Annotated in this window: 22 protein-coding genes; 11 read left to right on the forward strand and 11 right to left on the reverse strand. The window is 66.0% G+C overall.

Going from position 1 to position 22,110, the window contains the following annotated elements; translation table 11 throughout:
* Nucleotides 1–22: 22 nt before the first annotated feature.
* Genes ACWEO2_RS32310 through ACWEO2_RS32325 form a run of 4 tightly spaced genes read right to left on the reverse strand, consistent with a single transcriptional unit; the run spans nt 23 to nt 3,597 of the window.
* Nucleotides 23–988, reverse strand: a complete 966-nt coding sequence (locus ACWEO2_RS32310; protein ID WP_452408800.1) for a glycine betaine ABC transporter substrate-binding protein — start codon at nt 986–988, stop codon at nt 23–25.
* Entirely contained in the window at nt 985–1,764 is a 780-nt protein-coding gene (locus ACWEO2_RS32315) for an ABC transporter permease (protein ID WP_452408801.1), read from the reverse strand. The genes ACWEO2_RS32310 and ACWEO2_RS32315 overlap by 4 nt, the downstream gene beginning before the upstream one ends.
* Nucleotides 1,761–2,954 carry an ABC transporter ATP-binding protein gene (locus ACWEO2_RS32320; RefSeq protein ID WP_452408802.1) on the reverse strand — a complete coding sequence of 398 codons (1,194 nt, stop codon included), beginning with the start codon at nt 2,952–2,954 and terminating at the stop codon, nt 1,761–1,763. The genes ACWEO2_RS32315 and ACWEO2_RS32320 overlap by 4 nt, the downstream gene beginning before the upstream one ends.
* On the reverse strand, nt 2,947–3,597 hold the full coding sequence (locus tag ACWEO2_RS32325; RefSeq protein WP_452408843.1) for an ABC transporter permease: 651 nt from the start codon (nt 3,595–3,597) through the stop codon (nt 2,947–2,949). Before ACWEO2_RS32325 ends, ACWEO2_RS32320 begins: the two co-directional genes overlap by 8 nt.
* A 333-nt stretch (nt 3,598–3,930) precedes the next feature.
* Here ACWEO2_RS32325 and ACWEO2_RS32330 point away from each other — a divergent pair, with 333 nt between their 5' ends.
* The 3 genes from ACWEO2_RS32330 (at nt 3,931) to ACWEO2_RS32340 (ending at nt 6,307) form a co-directional block, all read left to right on the forward strand.
* Nucleotides 3,931–4,053 (forward strand): hypothetical protein, encoded by a 123-nt coding sequence (locus ACWEO2_RS32330; protein ID WP_452408803.1) that lies wholly within the window; start codon nt 3,931–3,933, stop codon nt 4,051–4,053.
* A gap of 236 nt (nt 4,054–4,289) precedes the next feature.
* Nucleotides 4,290–5,417: a hypothetical protein gene (locus tag ACWEO2_RS32335; protein WP_355176832.1), complete on the forward strand. Its 1,128-nt coding sequence runs from the start codon at nt 4,290–4,292 to the stop codon at nt 5,415–5,417.
* 182 nt (nt 5,418–5,599) lie between these two features.
* Nucleotides 5,600–6,307 carry a DUF1906 domain-containing protein gene (locus tag ACWEO2_RS32340; RefSeq protein ID WP_452408804.1) on the forward strand — a complete coding sequence of 236 codons (708 nt, stop codon included), beginning with the start codon at nt 5,600–5,602 and terminating at the stop codon, nt 6,305–6,307.
* Nucleotides 6,308–6,376: 69 nt separating this feature from the next.
* Here ACWEO2_RS32340 and ACWEO2_RS32345 read toward each other — a convergent pair whose 3' ends face one another.
* Together ACWEO2_RS32345 and ACWEO2_RS32350 are read right to left on the reverse strand one after the other, a co-directional pair.
* Entirely contained in the window at nt 6,377–6,754 is a 378-nt protein-coding gene (locus ACWEO2_RS32345) for a hypothetical protein (protein WP_355176834.1), read from the reverse strand.
* A 118-nt stretch (nt 6,755–6,872) separates the two neighbouring features.
* Nucleotides 6,873–7,658 (reverse strand): Rv1157c family protein, encoded by a 786-nt coding sequence (locus ACWEO2_RS32350; RefSeq protein WP_355176835.1) that lies wholly within the window; start codon nt 7,656–7,658, stop codon nt 6,873–6,875.
* A 457-nt stretch (nt 7,659–8,115) separates the two neighbouring features.
* Between ACWEO2_RS32350 and ACWEO2_RS32355 the strand changes: the two genes are divergently transcribed.
* Complete coding sequence (locus tag ACWEO2_RS32355) at nt 8,116–9,342, forward strand: mannosyltransferase (protein WP_354959250.1); 1,227 nt, start codon at nt 8,116–8,118, stop codon at nt 9,340–9,342.
* Here ACWEO2_RS32355 and ACWEO2_RS32360 read toward each other — a convergent pair.
* Together ACWEO2_RS32360 and ACWEO2_RS32365 are read right to left on the reverse strand one after the other, a co-directional pair.
* On the reverse strand, nt 9,281–9,577 hold the full coding sequence (locus ACWEO2_RS32360; RefSeq protein ID WP_452408805.1) for a 4a-hydroxytetrahydrobiopterin dehydratase: 297 nt from the start codon (nt 9,575–9,577) through the stop codon (nt 9,281–9,283). The two genes, ACWEO2_RS32355 and ACWEO2_RS32360, sit on opposite strands and share 62 nt — an antisense overlap.
* A gap of 66 nt (nt 9,578–9,643) precedes the next feature.
* A complete protein-coding gene (locus ACWEO2_RS32365; RefSeq protein WP_354959248.1) occupies nt 9,644–9,820 on the reverse strand; it encodes a hypothetical protein in 177 nt (58 codons plus the stop codon).
* Between the two features lie 230 nt (nt 9,821–10,050).
* On the opposite strand from ACWEO2_RS32365, the gene typA reads away from it, so the two are divergent.
* The 6 genes from typA (at nt 10,051) to ACWEO2_RS32395 (ending at nt 16,861) form a co-directional block, all read left to right on the forward strand.
* Nucleotides 10,051–11,949 (forward strand): translational GTPase TypA, encoded by a 1,899-nt coding sequence (typA, locus tag ACWEO2_RS32370; protein WP_355176839.1) that lies wholly within the window; start codon nt 10,051–10,053, stop codon nt 11,947–11,949.
* 106 nt (nt 11,950–12,055) lie between these two features.
* Nucleotides 12,056–13,807 (forward strand): ABC transporter family substrate-binding protein, encoded by a 1,752-nt coding sequence (locus ACWEO2_RS32375; RefSeq protein ID WP_452408844.1) that lies wholly within the window; start codon nt 12,056–12,058, stop codon nt 13,805–13,807.
* On the forward strand, nt 13,804–14,676 hold the full coding sequence (mshB, locus tag ACWEO2_RS32380) for an N-acetyl-1-D-myo-inositol-2-amino-2-deoxy-alpha-D-glucopyranoside deacetylase (RefSeq protein WP_452408806.1): 873 nt from the start codon (nt 13,804–13,806) through the stop codon (nt 14,674–14,676). Before ACWEO2_RS32375 ends, mshB begins: the two co-directional genes overlap by 4 nt.
* Nucleotides 14,677–14,802: 126 nt before the next feature.
* On the forward strand, nt 14,803–16,269 hold the full coding sequence (locus tag ACWEO2_RS32385) for an amino acid permease (protein ID WP_452408807.1): 1,467 nt from the start codon (nt 14,803–14,805) through the stop codon (nt 16,267–16,269).
* Nucleotides 16,270–16,289: 20 nt separating this feature from the next.
* On the forward strand, nt 16,290–16,448 hold the full coding sequence (locus ACWEO2_RS32390; protein ID WP_354959244.1) for a hypothetical protein: 159 nt from the start codon (nt 16,290–16,292) through the stop codon (nt 16,446–16,448).
* Nucleotides 16,445–16,861: a hypothetical protein gene (locus ACWEO2_RS32395; protein WP_452408808.1), complete on the forward strand. Its 417-nt coding sequence runs from the start codon at nt 16,445–16,447 to the stop codon at nt 16,859–16,861. Before ACWEO2_RS32390 ends, ACWEO2_RS32395 begins: the two co-directional genes overlap by 4 nt.
* Nucleotides 16,862–16,894: 33 nt before the next feature.
* Here ACWEO2_RS32395 and ACWEO2_RS32400 read toward each other — a convergent pair whose 3' ends face one another.
* Complete coding sequence (locus ACWEO2_RS32400) at nt 16,895–18,733, reverse strand: APC family permease (protein WP_452408809.1); 1,839 nt, start codon at nt 18,731–18,733, stop codon at nt 16,895–16,897.
* A gap of 134 nt (nt 18,734–18,867) precedes the next feature.
* Between ACWEO2_RS32400 and ACWEO2_RS32405 the strand changes: the two genes are divergently transcribed.
* Entirely contained in the window at nt 18,868–19,740 is an 873-nt protein-coding gene (locus ACWEO2_RS32405) for an alpha/beta fold hydrolase (RefSeq protein WP_452408810.1), read from the forward strand.
* A 1-nt stretch (nt 19,741) separates the two neighbouring features.
* On the opposite strand, the gene ACWEO2_RS32410 is transcribed toward ACWEO2_RS32405, so the two are convergent.
* Together ACWEO2_RS32410 and ACWEO2_RS32415 are read right to left on the reverse strand one after the other, a co-directional pair.
* The gene (locus tag ACWEO2_RS32410; protein WP_452408811.1) at nt 19,742–21,433 is read right to left on the reverse strand and encodes a PH domain-containing protein; all 1,692 of its coding nucleotides are present in this window, start codon (nt 21,431–21,433) and stop codon (nt 19,742–19,744) included.
* Nucleotides 21,430–21,927, reverse strand: coding sequence for a PH domain-containing protein (locus tag ACWEO2_RS32415; protein ID WP_354959240.1), 498 nt, complete (start codon nt 21,925–21,927; stop codon nt 21,430–21,432). Before ACWEO2_RS32415 ends, ACWEO2_RS32410 begins: the two co-directional genes overlap by 4 nt.
* Between the last annotated feature and the right edge of the window lie 183 nt (nt 21,928–22,110).

The following is a 22,110-nucleotide window of genomic DNA, read 5'->3' on the forward strand; positions in this document are numbered from 1 at the left end:
CGCTCAGGCCGGTTCGGCTCGGTCAGCGAGCGGTGACGAAGCCCTCGGCGACCATCCAATCGCGTGCCACCTCGGCAGGTTCGCGCCCATCGACATCGACCTGGCGGTTCAATTCGGTGATCGCCGCATTGGTCAGCTTCTCGGAGATCGGCTCCATGATGGCCGCGACCTGTGGGTGGGCGTCGGCGAAGGATTTCCGCATCACCAGCGCCGCATTGTATTTCGGGAAGAACCCGAGATCGTCCTTCAGTAATACGAGCCCGAGGGCGGGGATGCGGCCATCGGTCGCCGCGACCGATCCGAACCGGCACTGCTTGGCATCCGCCGTCGCCTGATAGACGACCGCGTCCTGCACGATCTGCTTGTGCACCCTGCCGATATCGATCCCGTACTTGCGCGCCATTCCCGGATAACCGTCTTGGCGCACATTGAATTCGGTGCCGACGCATGTCGCGGCGGCATCGGCATCGGTGCCGATCAGCCGGGCATAGTCGGATAGCGTCACAACACCGGTCTGCTTCGCGGTGCTGGCGCTCATTACCAGCGCGTAGGTGTTGTTCATAGGTGCCATATCCGTCCACACGATGCCGTGCGCGGCCAGATCGGCGTCGCGGACCGCCTCGAACTGACCGACCTCATCCGGAACCGGTTTCTCATTGCCCAGATAGTTGATCCAGCCGGTGCCGGTGTATTCGTAGGAGATATCGATTTGTCCGTGCAACTGCGCATCGCGAACACTGTTGGAGCCCTGGATATTCGTCAGATCGCGGACCTGCGCACCGGCCGCGGACAGTGCGAATTCGATGATGTAGCCGAGGATGTTCTGCTCGGTGAAATCCTTGGAGCCCACCGTGATCGCCACACCGTCGAGTTCCGGCACCGGACGGATACTGCCCGGACCCACCCGAAGCGGCACCGCGCTGCCGGACTGTAATCCGCAGCCGCCCAAAACGAATACCGCCGCGATGGCCAGTACGCACGCCCTCACTTCAACCCCCTCGGGCCCAGATACTGTTCGGCCAACGCCCCCAGCCAGTCGACGAGCAGTGCCAGCGCGACCGCCAGCACCGCCCCGACCACCAGCGTGACGTTATCGCGCAGCTTGTATCCGGTATCGATCAGAATGCCGAGACCACCCGCGCTCACCAGGAACGACAGCGTCGCAGTACCGACGGCCAGCACGAGTGAGGTGCGCAGCCCGGCCAGAATGTAGGGAATGGCGAGCGGAAATTCGATGCGGCGCAATACCGTCAGCGCCGACATGCCCTGGCCGCGCCCGGCGTCGATAACCGCGCTGTCCACCTGCTGGTAGCCCAGGATCGTATTGCGCAGCACCGGAAGCAGTGCATAGAACGCGATCGGCGCCACGCCGATCCAGAACCCGGTGGTACGGGTCGCGAGATAGAACAGCACGATCAGGCCGATGGCGGGCGCAGCAGCGCCGATATTGGCGATGCCGACGAAAAGCGGTGCCAGACGGCGATATCCGGGCCGCGTGAGCAGCGTGCCCAGCGGTACCGCGACCGCGACGACGATCACCACCACCGTCGCGGTGATCAGTACATGCTGCCAGGTGACGGTCGCGATATTGGATACGCTGATGCTGGCCTGCTGGGTGACGGTGAGATCGCGCCGGAACGCCCACACCAGCACGCCCGCGGTGAGCACCAGCACGAGCGCCGGTTGGACGAGCAGCCGAATCCGTTCGGCCCGGCGCAGTGTCGTCGGCGAGGTGCTCGGTGGTGTGGTGGTGGCCGTGGTCATATCGGCGCGTCCGTCTGCGCGCCCGCATGCGTTGCGCGCATGGCCGACAGATGACCGACCAGCGTATCGATCGTGATCAGCCCGGCGTATTCGCCGCGGCGGCCGGTGACGACCGCAGTCGCGGTCTGCTCGGCGAGTAGGGCCTCCAACGCATCCTGCAAGGTCGACTGCAACGACAGTTGCTCGCCGACCGGTGATCCGCTTTCCCGCAGTGAATTCGCCTGCGCCAGTTGCTCGCTCGACACCCAGCGCAGCGGCCGCTGCTGCGCGTCGAGAATCAGCGCCCATGGCCAATCGCGTCCGGCCAGTGCGGCACGAAGGCCATCGACCGAATCGGTATCGACTGCCGTCGGGCAATCGCCGAGTTCGACATCGCGTACCCGGGTGAGGGTGAGCTGTTTGAGTGAGGCGTCCGCGCCGACGAAACCGGCCACCGTCTCATCCGCGGGATCGGCCAGGATCGCCGCCGGGGTGTCGTACTGCAGAATGCGGGATCGGTTTCCCAGCACCGCGATTCGGTCGCCGAGCTTCACCGCCTCATTGAAGTCGTGGGTGACGAAGACAATGGTCTTGCCCAGTTCGGATTGCAGGCGCAGCAGTTCGTCCTGCAGCAGTCCGCGGGTGATCGGATCGACCGCGCCGAACGGCTCGTCCATCAACAGCACCGGCGGATCGGCCGCCAGCGCACGGGCCACGCCGACGCGCTGCTGCTGACCTCCCGATAGCTGCCTGGGGTAGCGATGGCGGTAGGTATCGGGATCCAGGCCGACCAGATCGAGCATTTCATCGGTGCGTGCGGCGACCTTCTTGCGGTCCCAGCCGATCAGACCCGGCACCGTCGCAACGTTTTTCGCGACGGTCATATGCGGAAACAGCCCGGCCTGCTGGATCGAATAGCCGATGCCCCTGCGTAATTGGTCCGGATTCACGCCCGTGACATCGCGACCGCCGATCGTGATGGTGCCCGAGGTCGGTTCGATCAGTCGGTTGATCATCCGCATGGTGGTGGTCTTACCGCAGCCGGACGGCCCGACGAGTACCACGATTTCGCCAGCCGGGATGGTCAGCGAAACCCGGTCGACGGCCGGATCGCGTTGGCCCGGATAGTGTTTGGTGACCGCATCGAGCACGATCTCGACGCCGGATACCGCCGATGCCGTACTGTCGCCGCGGGTTTCGGTATCAGTCACGGATTCCCCTAGAGGTGGTGAGTCGGCCGACAATGACGAAGATCCCGTCGAGCAGCAGCGCGAGCACGACGATGAGGATCGTGCCGACCAGCGCCTGTGGCACCGCGTTCGGGCTGCCGAGCCGGGCCAGGCCGGAGAAGATCAGGTTGCCGAGTCCGGGTCCCTTGGCATAGGCGGCGATGGCGAGGATGCCCATGATCATCTGGGTGCTGACGCGCATACCGGTCAGAATCGCTGGCCAGGCCAGCGGCAGTTCGATGCGCGCGAGCACCCGCAGCCGATTCATCCCGACCCCGCGCGCGGCGTCGACGATCGCCGGATCCACCGAGGCCAGCCCGATAATGGTGTTGCGCAGAATCGGCAGCAGGGCATAGAGCACCAGTGCGGTAATGGTCGGGCCGACACCGAGTCCGAGGAATGGAATCAGCAGCCCGAGCAGTGCGAACGACGGCACGGTGAGAATGGCGCTGGCCAGCGCGGTCGCCACCGAGGAACCGATCGGGCTGCGATAGACCAGCACCCCGATCAGCACGGCGACGATCGTCGCGAGCAGCAGTGCCTGCACCACCGCCGAGACGTGCAGATACGAGTCGGTGATCAGCTGTGCACGCCGATGCACCACGAACTTCCACAGTGTGTCCAGGGCCGTACCTCCCCGTTGCCCGGTGTCCTCGGAGACTATCGCGTCGGCCGCTCGGCCGCGATGCGAATCGGCCGGTGCGGCACCGGCAATGACCAAGTGCCGCTACGCCTTCGACGAGACTGCCCCGCCTTCGGCCCGTTGAAACAACCATTCGGTGCGGCACGAGATCCGTTGGTCGCTCGAGCATCGAACGGAGCATCAGGGCAGGAGCGTCTTGTCGCGGGAACCCGGATCCGACCCATGGCGCATCGTCACGGTGCTCGAACGGGGGTTCGATTCGCCGGTGACGTGCTGTTTTATAGTGAACAGAGCCCCTTTGGTCAGCACCCGAATATGGTTATCGCGGCCGATGAGACCACCGTGACGACCGTCGGCGGCAACGAGTTCGGCGCGGTCTCGGCCCACCGCTGCACGCCGGCCGAGGTGCCCGGGGTGGTCGGATTCGTCCGATTGTGAATGGTGTTGCGGCTGAGCCGGTCCACCAGTGCGTGTGCACTGTCGGCGGGTCCTGCGGCAGCACTTACCATTGACTCGGCGGCGCCCGGCAGCGTCGTCATTCGGTCCCTGTCCTGCTACCCCCTCATCAGCAGGACAGGGACCCCTGGATCGGGCACATCGGCCGCACCTCCCCCAAATCCGCGTCGCGTACCGTGTCGGGTGTCCGTTGAAAGGTAAGGGTTTCGGAAACTCTGATGCTGCCGACCGAGGAAACGACCGACGCTCCGATGTGGATCGACTATGCCGATTTCGGGGAACGATTCGTCACCCACGCGGTGACGGCGGAGCGGATCGAGGCGGCGGTTTCCGCGATGACCGGACGCGGTGTCACGATCGGACCGTTTTCCCTCGGACCCGCAGGGCTGGCCGGGTTCGTCGCCGAGGGCAAGGTGGGCAAACCGGTCATTCTGCGCAATGGCCCGCATGTCACATTCGAGGTCACCGTGCCGCTGTCGATGGCGGTGAAGGTCACCCTCGGCGGTCGGAAATTACGGCTGGAGGCGGTCGCCGAAATCGACCTCGTACTGCACGCGCGCACTGCCGCCCCGCTGCTCATCGTGATCGATATCCCGCCGATCACCGCCCGCGACGTCAGCTTTGTGCTGCGTGCCCGGGCCATCGATGCGGCCTGGGAGTGGTTGCTCGACCCGATCGCCGGGGTGGTGCAGCGCGAGGTCGCGAATCGGGTGAATGTGATGCTGGCCGATCCGCAGGCCCGGCGCGGCCGGGTCTTCGACGTCGAGGCCATGATCAACGGCGTTCGTTCGGCGCATACGACCCGGGCCGATTTCGACTGGATCGGCTACGACGAATTCGGGCACGAGTTCTTTGCGCGCATCGTGACCCGCGATCGGGTCTTCGAATTCGTCGAGCGGATAGCGGGCCGTCCGATCGAGATCGGACCGCTGCGCACCGGCCCGCGCAACTCCGCGACGGTGACGGTGCAGGGGAGTGTCCGGCTGCCGCAGCTGGCGGTGCGCTCCGACGAGCCGGTGGCCTTCGACCTGACGCTGCCGGTGAGCCTGGATATCACCGTCGATGTGCTCAAGGCCAACCGCTATCGCGCTGATGTGGAGATTCCGCTGGTGCTGATCGCGCGAGCGGCCGATCCGCTGCTGATCGTCGTCGATGTGCCGCCGCCCGCACCGGATGACCTGCGGCTGGAGTTCAAGGCGCACGGAATGCGGGCCGCGACGCTCGGTGTGCTCGCTGGTATCAAAAAGCAGGTCGTCGCGCAGGTGGCGGGGGTAGTACGCGAAGAGCTCGCGGACAGTTCGGGCCGGACCATCGACGTGGCCGCGCGCATCGACGGCATCGCCTAGACCGGCTCACTTAACGCATGTGGCGAATGTGATTCATGTTTCCATTGGGCCTGGCGGTTCCAATGTGAAATATGGTGAAATTAGTGCACGTTCGAGGCTCCCGGCGCGCGAGTTGACCTTGGGGAAGGTGCGCCGGGCACGCTACCTGTCCATGGTCGGGTTTGTGCGTAAGGAGTCCTGCGATGCGTTCCATCTCTGTGTCTCGCCGCCAACTGTTCGCCTATACCGCCGCTGCCGCAGCCGTCGGCATCGCCGCACCGCGGGCCGCGGCCGCCGGTGTGCTGGGCACGCTCGTCGACTACGCCGGTGGCGTCCCCGCCGCCAGCGCCATTCGGGACGACGGCCACCTCGGCGTTATCCGCTACGTCTCGGATCGCCGCCCCGGTGCGGAATGGATGGCGGGTAAGCCACTGCGCGCCAGCGAGGTCGACCAATTACATGCCGCGGGTCTGACAATCGTGTCGAACTACCAGTTCGGCAAGGGATCGACCGCCGACTGGCGCGGCGGCATGGAGGCGGGCAAGAAGCACGCGGCACGCGGGCTGGAACTGCACCTCGCCGCGGGTGGCCCGGAGAACTGTCCGATCTACGCCTCCATCGACGACAATCCGACCGCGGTCGATTTCGCCACCATGATCGCGCCCTACATCCTGGGCTGGGAGTCGGTGATCGGCAAGCAGAACGTCGGTATCTACGCGAACTCACCGACCATTGAGCTGGCCCGGGTCGCGGACCTGGGGTCCTGGTACTGGCAGCACAATTGGGGCACACCGAAGGGCTTCGTGCACCCATCCGCCCATCTGCACCAGATCGAGATCGACAAGCGAGCCATCGACGGCATAGGTGTCGACGTGAACAACATCCTGGCCGCCGAATACGGCCAGTGGTGAACTAGACCGAGATCAGGTGGAACCGCGCACCTACCCGGGCCGAAGCGATTCCACCTGATCTCGATCGAACTACGTTTGGCAGTGGCCGGTAGCGGCGACGCGGAGTTCGGGTTCGTCGTCGGGGACCACGCGCAGGGTGGGGCGGTTATCGGGGGCCTCATGGTCGCCGCGCCAGGAGAACAGCGACCAGCGGGAGATGCCGGAGAAGGCGGAGCCGAGGCTGCCGATCGAGAACGACGAGATCACCGAGCCGAACGAGCCGACGGCGCCGATGGACAGAATCGAGCCCACGCTGCCGATCGACAGGATCGAGTAGGCGGAGCCGATGGACAGGATCGAGCCTTCCGAGCGGATGGACAGGATCGAACGGCGCGAACGCTTGCTCCGGATCGAATGACCCGGGTGGATCGCGGAACGGGACCGAAGCGAATTATCGACAGTCGCCATGGCTTTGGTCTACCACAGTCCTTTCCCGACGGCGCGCTATCGGGACGATTCGGACGATGTGTCGACAGCAGCGAAGCCCGGCGGCCCTGTTCGGGCCACCGGGCTTCGCGGGGAGGAATCAGGCGACGGTGAAGAAGCCGAGCATCGGCAGGAACGAGCAGGTCCGAGGGTCGGCGTCCTCGGCCTTGGTGGTCAGCGAACCGCCGACGACCGCGACGACCCGTCCCGAACCGGTGTTGACGATCGCCGAGAGCGTGGCCGGACCGTCCGGGTTGATCTTCGCCTCGTCGGTCAGCGGCTGGACGCCGGACTGGCGGGTGTCGAGATTCAGCCACTGGACCGTCATCGGCGGATTCTGGTCCGGCGTCGGCCCCTTGGTGCCGAGTGCGGTGAAGACGAATCCGGTCTGACCGGCCTGCGGTCCCGGCGGCGGCAGCGTGGCCGGGCCCGGGACGGCAAGTGCGGTGCCGACCGAATCGGCGCCGGGGCCGATGCAACCCTTGCCGATGCTCGGGTAAAGGAACTGGGCGATGGCCGGGCCACCCTGCGGGACCTCGGGGCCGCCGCCACCGCTGCCGTCCAGGAAGGTGATGATCCGTTCCAGCGTGGACTTGATCTGCGGTGGCAGGTTCAGCGACGCCAGCAGGGCGCGCGCCTGATCGAGGATCGCGTTCTTCGGCGAATCCGCGGTCGGCTTGGCATCGGCGACCGGCTTGGCATCGGCCGGTCCGGCGATGGCGCCGACAATGGCCGGGGCCAATGCGGCGAGCATATCGATCGGGACGCCCTCGGGAACCATAGGAATGGCGTTCCGTGATGCGACGGGTGCTGGGGCCGGTGCCGCGACTGCCGTCGACGGCGCGGCGAGCGAAGCGCTCGCTGCGATGGCGAGCGCGGACAACATGATCCGCGATCCTCGGGTGCGAAGCACTGGTCTAGCCGTCCTTAACCTCGGGTACATCACAGGAGCGATGCAAAAAGCCATCGTTTCGGGGTCACTCTAGGGACATGATCGCCATGTTGTACAGCCGCCAAGCCCCTAATTCTGTTGTGGACGATCAGTGGTATCAGACGGTAGCGCCATCTGCTGTTACCAGAGTGAAAGGTGATGCAAATGTTATCAGTGTGCATTAGTGCGTGGGGCGCGCTGCGGCTACGCAAACTACCGCATTCTGGCCCCGCCGCACGCGCAGTGCCATGAGACGCGGGTCGGCTCGGCGGGTCGTACCGGAGTACAGGGGATTGGTGGGATCTATCGAGACGACGGTTAATGTAGTCACAACCTCCAGTTCTCTGACGCCGAATGCCCGAACCCTGCGGGACCAGGCCGACGACCCGGAACCGACTCGAAAGCCTGCGAATTGAACCGAAGCCTCCGATTGGCTGTACCGGTGCTCGGTCTGTCCGTGTTGGCCAGGCTGCTGTGGATGCTGCTGTCGAAGAACGGGATGAATCTCGTCGACCTGCACGTCTATGTCGACGGTTCGGCGGATCTGCTGACCGACCGGCTCTACGACTTCACCTATGCCGAGAAGACCCCGGACTTCCCGCTGCCGTTCACCTATCCGCCGTTCGCGGCGCTGGTCTTCTTCCCACTGCACTATCTGCCGTTCACGGTGATCGCGGTGCTCTGGCTGCTGGCCATTGTCGCCGCGCTCTATGTCGTGGTGTGGATCGCCTTCGAGTTGATCCTCGGCAAAGAGCGGATGCGCGAGCCGAAGTGGCGCACCGCCGCCGTCTGGTGGACCGCGATCGGCATCTGGATGGAGCCGGTGCGGACCACGATCGACTACGGCCAGGTCAATGTGTTCCTGGTGCTCGGGGCCATGCTCGCGGTGCGCAGCTCGCGCTGGTGGCTATCCGGTGGGCTGATCGGTGTGATCGCGGGAATCAAACTGACGCCAGCGATTTCGGGTCTGTACTTCGTGGCCCGGCGGCGTTGGGGCACCGCGCTGTGGTCGGCGGTGGTATTCGGCGCGACGGTCGGGGTCAGCTTCCTGATCAACCATAAGGAGGCGAAGCGGTACTTCGGCACCCTGCTCGGTGACGCCGACCGAATCGGTCCGGTCGGCTCGGTCTGGAACCAGTCGCTGCGCGGTGCGCTGAGCCGCCTGCTCGGCCATGACGTCCAATCCGGACCGTGGTGGCTGGCGGCCGTCGCGGTGGTCGCCGTCCTGGCCTTCTTCGCTTGGCGCGCACTGGGTCCCGATGACCGATTGGGCACTCTGATCATCGTGCAGCTGTTCGGGCTGATGGTGTCGCCCATCTCGTGGTCGCATCACTTCGTGTGGCTGCTGCCCACGGTGATGTGGCTGGTGTACGGGCCGCTGCGGCAGGCGCCCGGCGCGCGCATACTCGCGGGCTATTGGTTGGTCACCACGTTGATCGGGGTGCCGTGGGTGCTGTCGTTCGCGCAGCCGTCGATCTGGACCATCTCGCGGCCAGGGGTGCTGTCCTGGCTCGGCACCGTCGATGTGCTCGGCGTGCTGGTCTGCTATGTCTGGGTGATGTGGGCGGGGCGTCTGGTCAATCGGATTGCACCACAAGCCGATCTATCTCGCGAGCCAGCGACACGTCCAGCGCAGTGAGTCCGCCCGAGTCGTGGGTGGACAGTATGAAGGTCACCCGACGCCAGCGGATATCGATATCGGGATGATGGTTCGCCGCCTCGGCGACTTCGGCGACCTGCCGGACGAGTTCGATGCCCGCGGGGAAGGTCTTGGCCTTGACGGTGCGGGTGATGGTGTCGCCGGAGTGGGTCCAGTCCGGCAGTTGGGTCAAAGCTTCGGTGAGTTCTGCCTCAGTTAGTTTGGGAGCGCTCATATCCGAGTTGTACCCCGGTCACGGCGAAAGCATCCGGAAATCGGGGCGCGTGGCGAAATCGTCGATTCAGGCGGCGCGGGCCCTCTTCAGGCCCTTCTTCAGTTCCTTACCGCAGCAACCGGCCGCTTCCAGGCGTTTCATCCGCATGATGACGACAGGGCACTTCAAGCAGCGCGTCTTCTTGCGACAGCACTTCTTCTTGGGTTTCAGGCTCGAAACCTTCTTAGCCTTTACCTTGCCCATGATTGGTTAGCATACCCTTAGCGGACTCCTGGTCTGCGGTGCCACGGGATACCGGTACTGTGTGTAGCTGGCCGCAATGCTCGGTGAGTATCGATTCTCCACCTGTTTGCAGGGTGCCCGGCGGGATCGTCAGGACCCGGAGGAGGAAGCCTGCGTAACCACGTAGGGTCTCGATCACGCCGAAATCGGATGCAGCCGGAATCTACACCCAACAGCAGGAGGATTGAGGCGTGTCGTCTGCACGCGATTTTCGCAACGTCGCCATCGTGGCCCACGTCGACCACGGTAAGACGACGCTGGTCGACGCCATGCTGCGCCAGTCGGGCGCCTTCGCCGAGCGGGCCGAGCTGGTCGACCGGGTGATGGACTCCGGCGACCTGGAGCGCGAGAAGGGCATCACCATTCTCGCCAAGAACACCGCGGTGCACCGGCATCACCAGGACGGTTCGGTCACCGTGATCAATGTCATCGACACCCCCGGCCACGCCGATTTCGGTGGTGAGGTCGAGCGCGGTCTGTCCATGGTCGACGGTGTCGTGCTGCTGGTCGACGCGTCCGAGGGGCCGCTGCCGCAGACCCGCTTCGTGCTGCGCAAGGCGCTGGCCGCGAAGTTGCCGGTCATCCTGGTGGTGAACAAGACCGACCGTCCGGACGCCCGGATCGAAGAGGTCGTCGAGGAGAGCCACGATCTGTTGCTCGACCTCGCCTCCGATCTGGACGACGAGGCCGCGGAGGCCGCCGAACTCGCGCTGGACCTGCCGGTCCTCTACGCCTCCGGCCGTGAGGGCAAGGCGTCCAAGGAACGGCCCGAGAACGGCAGCGCGCCGAATGCGGAGAATCTGGACGCGCTGTTCGACGTGCTGATGGAGAACATCCCGGCGCCCAAGGGCGATCCGGCCGCGCCGCTGCAGGCGCATGTCACCAACCTCGACGCCTCGGCCTTCCTCGGCCGTCTCGCGCTGGTCCGCATCTACAGCGGTGAGCTGCGTAAGGGCCAGAACGTCTCCTGGATGCACGCCGACGGCACCAAACAGGTCAAGATCACCGAATTGCTGCAGACCATCGGTGTCGAGCGTCAGCCCGGCGAGGTCGCGGTGGCCGGTGACATCGTCGCCATCGCGGGCATTCCGGACATCATGATCGGCGATACCCTGGCCGACCTCGACAACCCCGTCGCACTGCCGCGCATCACCGTCGATGAGCCCGCCATCTCGGTCACCATCGGCACCAATACCTCGCCGTTGGTCGGCCGGGTGCAGGGGCACAAGCTGACCGCCCGCATGGTGAAGTCGCGGCTGGATTCCGAACTGGTCGGCAATGTCTCGCTGCGCGTGCTGGATATCGGCCGCCCGGATGCCTGGGAGGTGCAGGGCCGCGGCGAGCTGGCGCTGGCCATCCTGGTCGAGCAGATGCGCCGCGAGGGCTTCGAGTTGACCGTCGGCAAGCCGCAGGTGGTCACCAGGCAGGTCGACGGCAAGGTGCACGAGCCCTATGAAGAGCTGACCATCGACTGCCCCGACGAGTACCTCGGTGCGATCACCCAGTTGCTCGCGGCCCGCAAGGGCAAGATGGTGCAGATGAACAACCACGCCGCCGGATGGGTGCGGATGGAGTTCATCGTGCCTTCGCGCGGTCTGATCGGCTTCCGCACCGACTTCCTCACCGAAACCCGCGGCACCGGTATCGCCAACGCGGTCTCGCACGGCTATGCGCCATGGGCCGGGGAGATCCGTGCCCGCCACACCGGTTCGCTGGTCTCCGACCGCGCCGGTTCGGTGACCCCGTTCGCCATGATCCAGCTGGCCGATCGCGGTCAGTTCTTCGTGGAGCCGGGTGCGGACACCTATGAGGGGCACGTCGTCGGCATCAACCCGCGTGCCGAAGATCTCGATATCAATGTCACCCGCGAGAAGAAGCTGACCAATATGCGCAGCTCGACCGCCGATGTGATGGAGACGCTGGCCAAGCCGCTGCAACTCGACCTGGAGGCGGCGATGGAGTTCTGCGCAGCCGATGAATGTGTCGAGGTCACACCCGAGATCGTCCGGGTGCGCAAGGTCATCCTGGGCGCCACCGAACGCGGGCGCGAGCTGTCGAGACGGAAGGCTCGGGACCGGGCCGCGCTGTAAAGGCATGGCCCTTTATCGGATTGGTCTGCGTGGCCGAGCGACGGCGCGGCCAAGTAGAGTGCGGCACGTGAGCACGGGGGCTATACGACGCGCGACGATGCGCACGATGCTGATCATGATGACGGCGCTGGCTGTCTTCGGATCAGTGGCATCGGTGCTCGCCGGATGCACCGCGAATCCGCCACCGCCGATCGAGAGCACCGACAGCCCCAAGACGACACCGGCCAAACCGGGTAAGAACACGGTCGTGGTGGCCATCGACGACATCGGCATCGGGTTCAATCCGCACCTGCGTTCCGATCAGTCACCGGCTACCGCGGCGGTGAGTTCGATGGTGCTGCCGAGCCCGTTCCGGCCGGTGCCGAATCCGGCAGTGCCCGGCGCCACCGAGTGGGTGCCCGATACGGCGCTGATGGTTTCGGCCGATATCACCGCGCAGGAACCGTTCACCATCACCTACACGCTGCGCAACCAGGCGAACTGGTCCGATGGCGCGCCCATCGCCGCGGAGGACTTCCGATTCCTGTGGCAGCAGATGATCAGCCAGCCGGGTGTCGTCGATCCGGCGGGCTATCGGCACATCGCCGATATCAGCTCCTCCGGCGGCGGTAAGACGGTCACCGTCACGATGACCGAGCCATATCCGGCCTGGCGTGAGCTGTTCACGAATCTGCTGCCCTCACACCTGATCAAGGATCAGCCCGGCGGTTTCGCCACCGGTCTGGTCGAGGGAGTTCAGGTCTCGGGCGGCAACTTCCGCATCAAATCGACCGATCGCGGGCGCGACGAGATTCTGCTCGAACGCAACGATCGCTATTGGGGCACGCCCGCGGCGCCGGATCAGATTCTGCTGCGCCGCGGCGGAACTCCCGCGCAGCTGGCCGATTCGCTGCGCACCGGCGATGCCCAGATGGCGCTGGTGCACGGCGGTGTCGCGACCCAGGCACAGCTGGCGGCGATCCCGTCGGTGCGGACCGCGATCATGCCGCAATCGCGTGAGCTGCAGTTCGTGATCAACGGGCGCAGCGGCGATCTCAGCGATCCGCGGGTGCGCCGCGGGGTGACCGCGCTGATCGATCCGACGCTGCTGGCCACCGTCGCCGGGCAGACCGGTGGCTGGGTCGAGCCGGTGCGCGCGCAGATCCTGACGCCGTCCGATCCCGGTTACGCACCAACGGCGCCGCCGCGCCCGTCCGCGGATGAGGCGTTCGCGCTGCTCGCCGAGGCGGGGTATGGACGTGCGCCGGAGACGCCGCCGGTGCAGTCGCCGACCTCACCCGCGCCCCGGCCCCGCTCGGTCGCGAAAAACGGCAAGGCGCTGGCGATTCGGATCGGTGCGGTGCAGGGTGACGCCACCGCGCTCGCGGTCGCCAATACCGCCGCGGACCAATTGCGCAGTGCCGGAATCGATGCCAGTGTGCGCAGCCTCCCCGCGGATACGCTCTACGGCAAGGAACTCACCGAGGGCGGCGTCGATGCCATTGTCGGCTGGGAGGTCGCCGGTTCGGATCCGGCCACCGTACTCGCCTCCCGTTACGGCTGCCCGCCGGTGGAAGCCGGTGCCAGCAATGGGAATTCGCAGACCGCCATCGAGGCGGCCAAGAAGGCGCCGAGTAATCTGTCCGGCGTCTGTGATCCCGGACTGCAGCCCTCGATCGACGAGGCGTTGCGCGGTATCGAACTCGGCCGGGCACTGGCCGATGCCGAACCGCGGCTGTGGGCGCTGGCCACGGTGCTGCCGATCGTGCAGGACAACGTCGTCGCCGCATCCGGACCGCGGGTCGACGGCGCGTCGTTGAGCGGGGCCATCCAGGTCGGCATCTTCGGTGATGCCGCAATGTGGCGCAGGATCCCATGACGGGTGGACTGCTGCTGGTGCACGCCCACCCGGACGATGAGTCCATCTCCACCGGTGGCACCATCGCGCACTACCGCCGCCGTGGCGTACCGGTCACCGTGGTGACCTGCACCCTCGGCGAAGAGGGTGAGGTGATCGGGGACGAGTGGGCGCAGTTGACCGCCGAGCACGCCGATCAACTCGGCGGATATCGGATATCCGAGCTGACCGCGGCACTGGCCGCGCTGCGGGCCGGACCGCCGCGTTTCCTCGGCGGTGCGGGCCGTTGGCGGGACTCCGGAATGGCGGGCACTGCGTCCGCCGAGCATCCGCGGGCCTTCGTGCATTCCGGCGCCGCCGCGGTGGACGCGCTCACCGCGATCGTGCTGGAACTGCGGCCCGCCGTGGTGATCGGCTACGACCCGCACGGCGGCTACGGGCATCCGGACCATATCCGGGCGCACTGGGTCACCTCGGCGGCGGTCACCGCGGCGGCCGAGCAGGGCTGGGACACCCCGAAGTTCTATTGGACGGTGACCGACGCCGATATGTTGCGCCTGCACACCGAGGCGCTGGCCCGGCGGACCGTGGACGGTCTGCCCGGGGCATTGCCGCCCGGCTGGCGGCTACCCGCCGCGGGGGAACTCGCGAGCGTGCCGAGTCATACGGTGACGACCACCGTCGATGTATCCGATTCGCTGGCCGCCAAGCGGGCGGCGCTGCGTGCGCATGCCACGCAGGTGACCGTCGCGCCGTCGGGGCGGGAATTCGCGCTCTCCAATAACGTTGCGCAGCCGGTACTTCCGGAGGAGCACTTCGTGCTGGTTCGCGGCATCCGGGGTCCGGTGGGGGCGGACGGACGCGAGCACGACCTACTGGCGGGGCTGTAGCAGCAGCATGTCTCGGCCCGACACCGTGCGGGCTACGGACTGTTGCCTGAGGGTTGCTGTCGCGGCGGTTAATAGCACCGGGTACCGTCTGTGTGATTTTGCACATCGATGAGGAGATAGCGGTTCATGACAGCGGTTGGCGACAGGGCTCACCTGAATATCGAGGACCACGGGTACCACAAGAGTCTCAAACCGCGTCAGCTCCAGATGATCGCTATCGGCGGTGCCATTGGGACCGGTCTGTTCCTCGGTGCGGGCGGTCGGCTGTCGAGCGCGGGACCAGGACTTTTCATCGTCTACGCGGTATGCGGTGTCTTCGTCTTCTTCATCCTGCGCGCGCTCGGTGAGCTGGTGCTGCACCGGCCGTCGTCCGGTTCGTTCGTCTCCTATGCCCGCGAATTCTTCGGTGAGAAGGCCGCATTCGTCGCCGGTTGGATGTACTTCCTGAACTGGTCGATGACCGGAATCGCCGATACCACCGCGATTGCTCAGTATTTCCACTACTGGGCCGGATTCACCCATATTCCGCAGTGGCTGCTCGCGCTCATCGCGCTGGTGATCGTGCTCGGGGTCAATCTGGTCTCGGTCAAATGGTTCGGCGAGATGGAGTTCTGGGCCGCGCTGGTGAAGGTGGCGGCGCTGAGCGCATTCCTGATCATCGGCGCCGTATTCCTGATCGGCCGATTCACCGTGCAGGGTGCGGCGACCGGTCCGAGTGTGATCACCGATCACGGCGGACTGTTCCCGACCGGGATCCTGCCGCTGGTGGTGGTCACCACGGGTGTCGTATTCGCCTATGCCGCAGTCGAATTGGTTGGCACCGCGGCGGGGGAGACGGAGAATCCGGCCAAGATCATGCCGCGCGCGATCAATTCGGTCATCCTGCGGATCGCGGTCTTCTATGTCGGTTCGCTCGTACTGCTCGGAATGCTGCTGCCCTACACCAGCTTCAAATCCGGTGAGAGCCCGTTCGTCACCTTCTTCACCATGCTCGGCGTGCCAGGTATCGGCAGCATCATGAACCTCGTCGTGCTCACCGCCGCCTTCTCCAGCCTCAACGCTGGCCTGTACTCCACCGGACGCATCCTGCGGTCGATGTCGATGAACGGCAGCGCGCCCAAGTTCACCGGGGTGATGGGCGCCAACGGTGTGCCCTACGGCGGCATCATGCTCACCAGTCTGATCGCGCTGTGTGGTATCGCGCTCAATGGCATCGTGCCCGAACGCGCCTTCGAGATCGTGCTGAATATGGCCTCGCTCGGCATCATCGCCTCCTGGGCCACCATCGTGCTGTGCCAGTTGCAGCTGTGGCGCTGGTGGCAGCGGGGCAAGCTGGAGCGTCCGGAGTTCCGCATGTGGGGCGCGCCGTGGACCGGCCTGCTCACGCTGGCCTTCCTGTTCTTCGTGGTGGTGCTCACCGGTGTCGACTATCCGGTCGGCACCTGGACCGTTGCCTCGCTGGTGCTGATCGTTCCGGCGCTGATCATCGGCTGGTACGCCGCCCGCAAGCGGGTACTCGCCATCGCGGCGATGCGCGGCGGCTACACCGGCGAATTCCCGGTTGTCGCGAACATCCCCATCGAGGGTGACTGATCTCGGAATAGACTCCGATCATGTACAACTGGGACCTGCAGAACAGCATCGCTGCCTTCGTGGACAGTCTGCGCCCCGGCGCGCAGCAACAGCACGACCTCTACATGTCGGTGCTGTACTCATTCGTCGATATGCAGAGCCATTTGCTCACCCTCCTCGGTTACCCGCCGGTCGCGTGAGGGTCGACGTCGAGAAGGCAACGGATCGCGGCTACGGCACCCCCGAGCCCCTCCGGCTGGGCGCGGTGATCATCGGCGTTCTGGTCTTGGACGCCCTGGTCACCCTGGCCCTGGAGGTCCTCTACCTCCCCACCTATATCCATACCGTCGCCTTCCCGCTGTCCGCGGTGTTGGCGGGGGTGGTGAATATCGCGCTGGTCATGGGTGTCCGCTCGGTGACCCACCGCATCGGCGCGGCGCTGCTGCCCTTGGGCGCGTGGACCTTCGGCTTCCTCATCTGCTCGTTCACCGGACCCGGCGGCGACATCATGCTGGGAACCGACTGGCGCACCTTACTTCTGCTGATCTGCGGCTTGGTCCCGCCCTTGCTGTACCTCTACTTCCGCATCAACGCCGGACTGTTCGGTCGCTGAGCGACGCCGAATTTCACGGCCGGGCCGTCGGTGTCAGTCCAGCCGGACCGCCAGCGACGCGATCACGGCATCGGTGCGGGCGCGCAAGGCGGCGGCCAGGACGGGTCCGCGCGGGTTGTGCAGGGGGCGGTGCCACCAGCGATTGGCTTCGACCTGGGCCAGGAGGACGGTGACCTGGCGACCCTTCCGGGTTTGGTTGCGGACATAGCCGACGAGGGTGGCGACGAGGCTGCGGCGGGGACTGGGGAGCACCATCAGCGGGACGCCAGGATCCCATTCCTTCCACTGGGTGCTCAGGCGACGCGTGGCGGCGGGGTCGATTTCGGCTGCTACGGCGACGATTTCACCGCCGAAGGCTCGTGCGGTGTGCAGGGCGCGGGCGGCGACCTCGCTGACCGCGACCACCGGGACAACGATGAGCATCGGTTCCTGGTCCGGGGGTTGCGGTGGCAGGAACGGGATTCGGCCGAGGCCGAGTTGTTCGGCGACGCTGCGGTAGTAGTTCTCGGTGCGGGCGAACAGGATGACCAATGCGGGCACGATGATCAGCAGCAGCCAGGCGCCCTCGGTGAATTTCTCGATGAGCAGGACCACCGCGGCGACCGCGGTGAGCACCGCGCCGAAGCCATTGAGCGCGGCGCGCGGGAGCCAGCCGGGTCCACGCTCTTTGCGCCAGTGTCGCACCAGGCCGGTCTGGCTGATGGTGAAGCCGATGAAGACGCCGACCGCGTAAACCGGTAGCAACCGATGGGTTTCGGCATGGACCACAAGGAGCACGGTGGCCGCCAGGACGGCAAGGGCCGTCACGCCGTAGCGGAATACCGGGCGTTCGGAGCGCAATGCGAACAGGTGCGCGACGCGGTGGTCCTTGGCCAGCAGTGACAGTAGCACCGGCAGCCCGCCGAAGCTGGTATTGGCGGCCAGGCAAAGGGCCAGGGTGACAGCCAGACTGGTGACGTAGAACGCCCAGCCAGTGCCGAATGCCGCCGCCGTCAGTTGGGCGAGCAGGGTTACGTCACCGCGTGGTACCGCGTGATGACGGCGAATCAGGTAGGCCAGACCGAGCAGCATCGTGCACAGCAATACGCCCAGGGCGACCTCGGTGTGCTGGGCCCGCTGTACCGCGGGAGTTCGAAACGAGGGCACCGCATTGGCGATCGCCTCGACACCGGTCAGCGCCGAGCAGCCCGCGGAAAATGCCTTGAGCAGCAATAGGATTCCGACGGTATCGGTGGGCACGATCGGGCCGAGATCGGTGCCGATCATCGCGACGGGTTCCGGCCGGAACAATCCGACCGCGATCACCGCGAGTATCGCGACAATGAACAGCAGCGCCGGCCCCATCAGCACTTTCGCCGATTCGGCCACCCCGATCAGATTGATCACGGTCAGCAGTGCGAGTCCGGTCAGCGTGAGCAACAGCAGATGATCGGCCAGTTCGGGAAACGCGCTGGCCAGGCTGGCCGCACCGGCGGCGAGACTCACCGCGACGGTCAGCACATAGTCCACCACCAGACCCGCCGCCGCGAGCAGGCTGGCGCCGCGGCCGAGTTCCTGCTTCGCCACCGCATAGGACCCGCCGCCGTCCGGATGTGCGGCGATAACCTGCCGATACGACAACACCAATACCAGCAACAGCCCCGCGATCGCCATCGACACCGGCAGGGTCCACGACACCGCGGCCGCACCCGCCGCGACGAGCACCAGCACGATCGCCTCGGGTCCATACGCCACGCTGGACAGCGCATCCAGCGATAATGCCGCCAAACCGCCGATCGCGGTCAGTCGATATTTATCGCCCCGCTGCATTCGCCGCACCCGGCGATCGGCGATGGGCAACTCCCTGGTCGGCGATGTCGGGGTCTGGACCACGCCAACTATTGAACTCGGCGAGGTGCTGGCAATTGGTCAGCGACACCATGTGAGTCGGGCCGAACGGACGGATCGGCTCAGTCGCACTCTATTCTCGAAGCGGACAGTCTCAGACACCGAAGTACGGAGCAGTAATGGAACGGCGCATGATCGGCGAACTCGTCCGAGTGCCAGCCGGCGCGATACACGTTCGACAGGACGGTCCGGCCGATGGCAAACCCATCGTATTGCTGCACGGATTCGAGGGTTCGGTGCACTGGTGGGACGGACTGACCCCGCTACTGGCCGATACCTACCGGGTGATCCGGGTCGATCTGCTCGGGTTCGGTTGCACCACAGCCGAACCCGGATTCGATCAGCGCTCGCAGAGCGAAATGCTCACGGCGGTGCTCGAGCGGCTCGATATCACCGATGCCGCCGTGATCGGGCATTCGTGGGGTGCCGACAGTGCGCTCGGGCTCGCGGAACTGTCCGGTCGGGTCACTGAGGTGGTCGTCGTCGATCAGGCCCCGGACTGCGAAGAACTGCGGATTCTGCGGATTCTGCGTCCGGTGCTGCGGCTGCTCGGCTGGGCGCCGTTCGGGCGATGCGCGCATGCGCTGCTGAACAACAACTGGATTCTGCGGCGTGCGCTCGGTGCCGGATTCGCACCGGGATTCGATCCGGATGCCGCCGCACCGGGCTGGTCCCAGCTGCGTTCGGATCACCGCGCCATGTCCTGGCGCGCCAACCGAGCCGTCCTGGTGGAACGTCCGCAGGAGCTGGCGGCACGGCCGCTGGATGCGCAGATCCGCGCTCTCGGCCTGCCCGCCTTGGTGATTCACGGCCGACACGACAGCCTCTATGGTTGGCGCAATACCGTCGACCGGTACGCCGCCGCCGGTGCGCGCATCGAGCTGATCGACACCGCTGGCCATGCACCCAATGTGGAAACCCCCGACCGGGTCGCCGCCGCACTGCGCGCCTTCCTCGCCGATCCGACCGTATCGCGTTCGGCAGCAAGCTGATTCAGCGAGTGCCGAGGCGTCCGGGCGTCGCGGATTCGATGAGTTCCCAGGCCTGTTCGAGCGGAATATCGACGACGTGATAGCGCTTCTTCCCCGCCGCGGTGGCGGCCACCACGGTGGCGATGCCGGAGCGGCGCTGCCAGAAGGATTGGCGGACGGTCCAGCCGATAATGCCGGGAGCCTCCAGGCAGTCGCGATCACGGTCGAGGGAGCCGGAGCGGGTGATCAGCCAGGCCGGGCTGTGCTCGGTTGCGGGCAGGACGGCGTGGCCGAGTCCGCGGTAGCGGTCCGCGGCCAGCGCAGCGGCGATCAGGGCCGTGACCGCGGGCAGCAGCCACCACCACGGTGAAAAGTCCGCTCCGGCAAGGGAAAAGATCAGCATTGCGGCCGCGACGATCAGAATCGGGCTCAGCGCGCGGGTGTAGCGGCGGCGGCGCGCGACCGGGCCGTGCGCGATCAGCGGTGCGGTGCTCACCGTCGCCCCCTGGCCGGTCACCGATTCTCGTTGTAGCGCTCGGCCTTTCGCAATACTGACGGCCGGGAATTCGGTCGTCGAAAGGTCCGGTACGCCAACGATTTCGCGGTCCGGCGCGGCAATGTCTGCCAGCGCAGTTCGCGACGCCGCGATATCGGGCGAACTCGCACCTCGGGGCACGAGCAATTCCGCAAGGGTGCGTTCGATGGCGGCGCGGGGTGCCTGCGGAAGGATCTTCTGGCGCGGGCTCTGACCGGTCATGATGGCTTCGAGTTCGGCGGCACCGGCCAAGCGCAGCAGCAGCGGTTCGTTGACCGTCGCGCCGCGGAAGCGGGCCAGATCCAGGGTGATCTGCCGAGTCGTGAACAGGCCGTGGCGCAGGTGCAGGGTGCGATCGTTATCGAGCACCCGCAGTCCGAAATACGTTGCCAGATATCGCGCGCAGGCCGCCAGGCTGACGATCACCACGATGGCGACGATCAGCAGCGCAACGGCGACGGCGATGAGTGCGGCACTGCCGTCCTCGATGCTGTGCACCGCGTCCGAACTGAACAGCACCTGGCCGAACCCATATTGGAACGCGATACCGACAATGGGTGCGATGATCGCGAAACCGGTCAGCGACAGCGGCGCGTAACGCACCCAGCTCGCCTGCCAATGACCGATCTCGCGGACGTCCCCGGACGCGTACTCCGGCAGAGCTTTTCGCAGCGGATCCGCGGTCTGTTGCGCAGCGGGCGGCACCCCGGCCGAGGTATGCGCGAGCAAAGCCGCACGCAACGGTGGCACCACATCCGCGTCCAACGCGTCCAACTTGAACTTCTCGCTCGAATCCGCGTGCTGTCCGGTACCTATCGCCAGTACGGCGAGTCCGAGCACCCGATGCAGCAGATCGGCTTCGATATCCACCGACCGGATCCGCGACCGCGGCACCGACAGCTTCTTGCGTTGGATCAACCCGGTGCGCAACTCCACATGCGTCGGCCCGACCCGGTAGGTGGTGGTGAACCAGCGCGTCAGCGCGAAGCCGACGATCAGTGCCAGGGCGATGAGGCCCCACAGGTGGTTGCCGGTATTGGTGCCGAGGATCACCGATCCGATCAGCACCGGGATGAACTTCACCACTTCGGTAATGGGGTGTACCAACAACATTCGCTTATCCAGCCGCAACCACGGCTGATCCGCCTGCGGCCCGAAATCGCTTTCCGGCACACTCATGTCGCATCCCCGCGGTGCTGTGCGGCAATCGCGGTCAGCCGCGTGACGGTCTGCTCGGCGACCGGCAGATCCAGTGCCGAGATCCGCACCGCTCCGGCCGATGATGCCGTCGTCACGGTCACCGTCGCCAGGCCGAGCAGCCGCTCCAGTGGCCCGCGCTCGGTATCAACGGTCTGCACCCTGGAGATCGGCGCCACCCGGCTCTCCACCGCCAACCAGCCGACCCGGGTGTACACCGCCTCATCGGTCACCTCCCACCGATGCACCGCGTACCGCCACAGCGGCACCACCCCGATGCTGAGCGCCGCGAGCAGCACCGCCACCGCGAAGACGACCAACTGCGCACCCCGATGTCCGCTGTCGACGAGCGCCCAGACGATCAGCGCCACGAAGGGAACCACCCACCCCATCGCGGCCTGAACAGACCACAAGAGCTTGGCCTTGGTGCTCGGACGCCAGGCCGGATCGGCCATGATGGTGCGCGACTGCGACATGCCTGCCATGGTTGCACGCGCAAGCAGGCTTTCCCACCCTTGTGCCGAGCGGACCGGCCGCCGCCGATGCGATCATGAACCATCGCAAAACTGCCTCGGCCTGGGCGGGAATACATTGGCTCGCGAAGTCGGAATAGTGCGCGCGACCCCGGAGTTGGCAACGGTCACGAGCACTGGAGGGAG

This window comes from Nocardia sp. NPDC004278 (assembly GCF_053602975.1).

Bases quoted from the DNA above. Each gene is read 5' to 3' on its own strand.
- ACWEO2_RS32315 (WP_452408801.1), bottom strand. From the start codon at position 1,764: ATGACCACGGCCACCACCACACCACCGAGCACCTCGCCGACGACACTG.
- ACWEO2_RS32330 (WP_452408803.1), top strand. From the start codon at position 3,931: ATGGTTATCGCGGCCGATGAGACCACCGTGACGACCGTCGGCGGCAAC.
- ACWEO2_RS32335 (WP_355176832.1), top strand. From the start codon at position 4,290: ATGCTGCCGACCGAGGAAACGACCGACGCTCCGATGTGGATCGACTAT.
- ACWEO2_RS32340 (WP_452408804.1), top strand. From the start codon at position 5,600: ATGCGTTCCATCTCTGTGTCTCGCCGCCAACTGTTCGCCTATACCGCC.
- ACWEO2_RS32345 (WP_355176834.1), bottom strand. From the start codon at position 6,754: ATGGCGACTGTCGATAATTCGCTTCGGTCCCGTTCCGCGATCCACCCG.
- ACWEO2_RS32350 (WP_355176835.1), bottom strand. From the start codon at position 7,658: ATGTTGTCCGCGCTCGCCATCGCAGCGAGCGCTTCGCTCGCCGCGCCG.
- ACWEO2_RS32360 (WP_452408805.1), bottom strand. From the start codon at position 9,577: ATGAGCGCTCCCAAACTAACTGAGGCAGAACTCACCGAAGCTTTGACC.
- ACWEO2_RS32365 (WP_354959248.1), bottom strand. From the start codon at position 9,820: ATGGGCAAGGTAAAGGCTAAGAAGGTTTCGAGCCTGAAACCCAAGAAG.
- ACWEO2_RS32375 (WP_452408844.1), top strand. From the start codon at position 12,056: ATGCTGATCATGATGACGGCGCTGGCTGTCTTCGGATCAGTGGCATCG.
- mshB (WP_452408806.1), top strand. From the start codon at position 13,804: ATGACGGGTGGACTGCTGCTGGTGCACGCCCACCCGGACGATGAGTCC.
- ACWEO2_RS32385 (WP_452408807.1), top strand. From the start codon at position 14,803: ATGACAGCGGTTGGCGACAGGGCTCACCTGAATATCGAGGACCACGGG.
- ACWEO2_RS32390 (WP_354959244.1), top strand. From the start codon at position 16,290: ATGTACAACTGGGACCTGCAGAACAGCATCGCTGCCTTCGTGGACAGT.
- ACWEO2_RS32405 (WP_452408810.1), top strand. From the start codon at position 18,868: ATGGAACGGCGCATGATCGGCGAACTCGTCCGAGTGCCAGCCGGCGCG.
- ACWEO2_RS32410 (WP_452408811.1), bottom strand. From the start codon at position 21,433: ATGAGTGTGCCGGAAAGCGATTTCGGGCCGCAGGCGGATCAGCCGTGG.
- ACWEO2_RS32415 (WP_354959240.1), bottom strand. From the start codon at position 21,927: ATGTCGCAGTCGCGCACCATCATGGCCGATCCGGCCTGGCGTCCGAGC.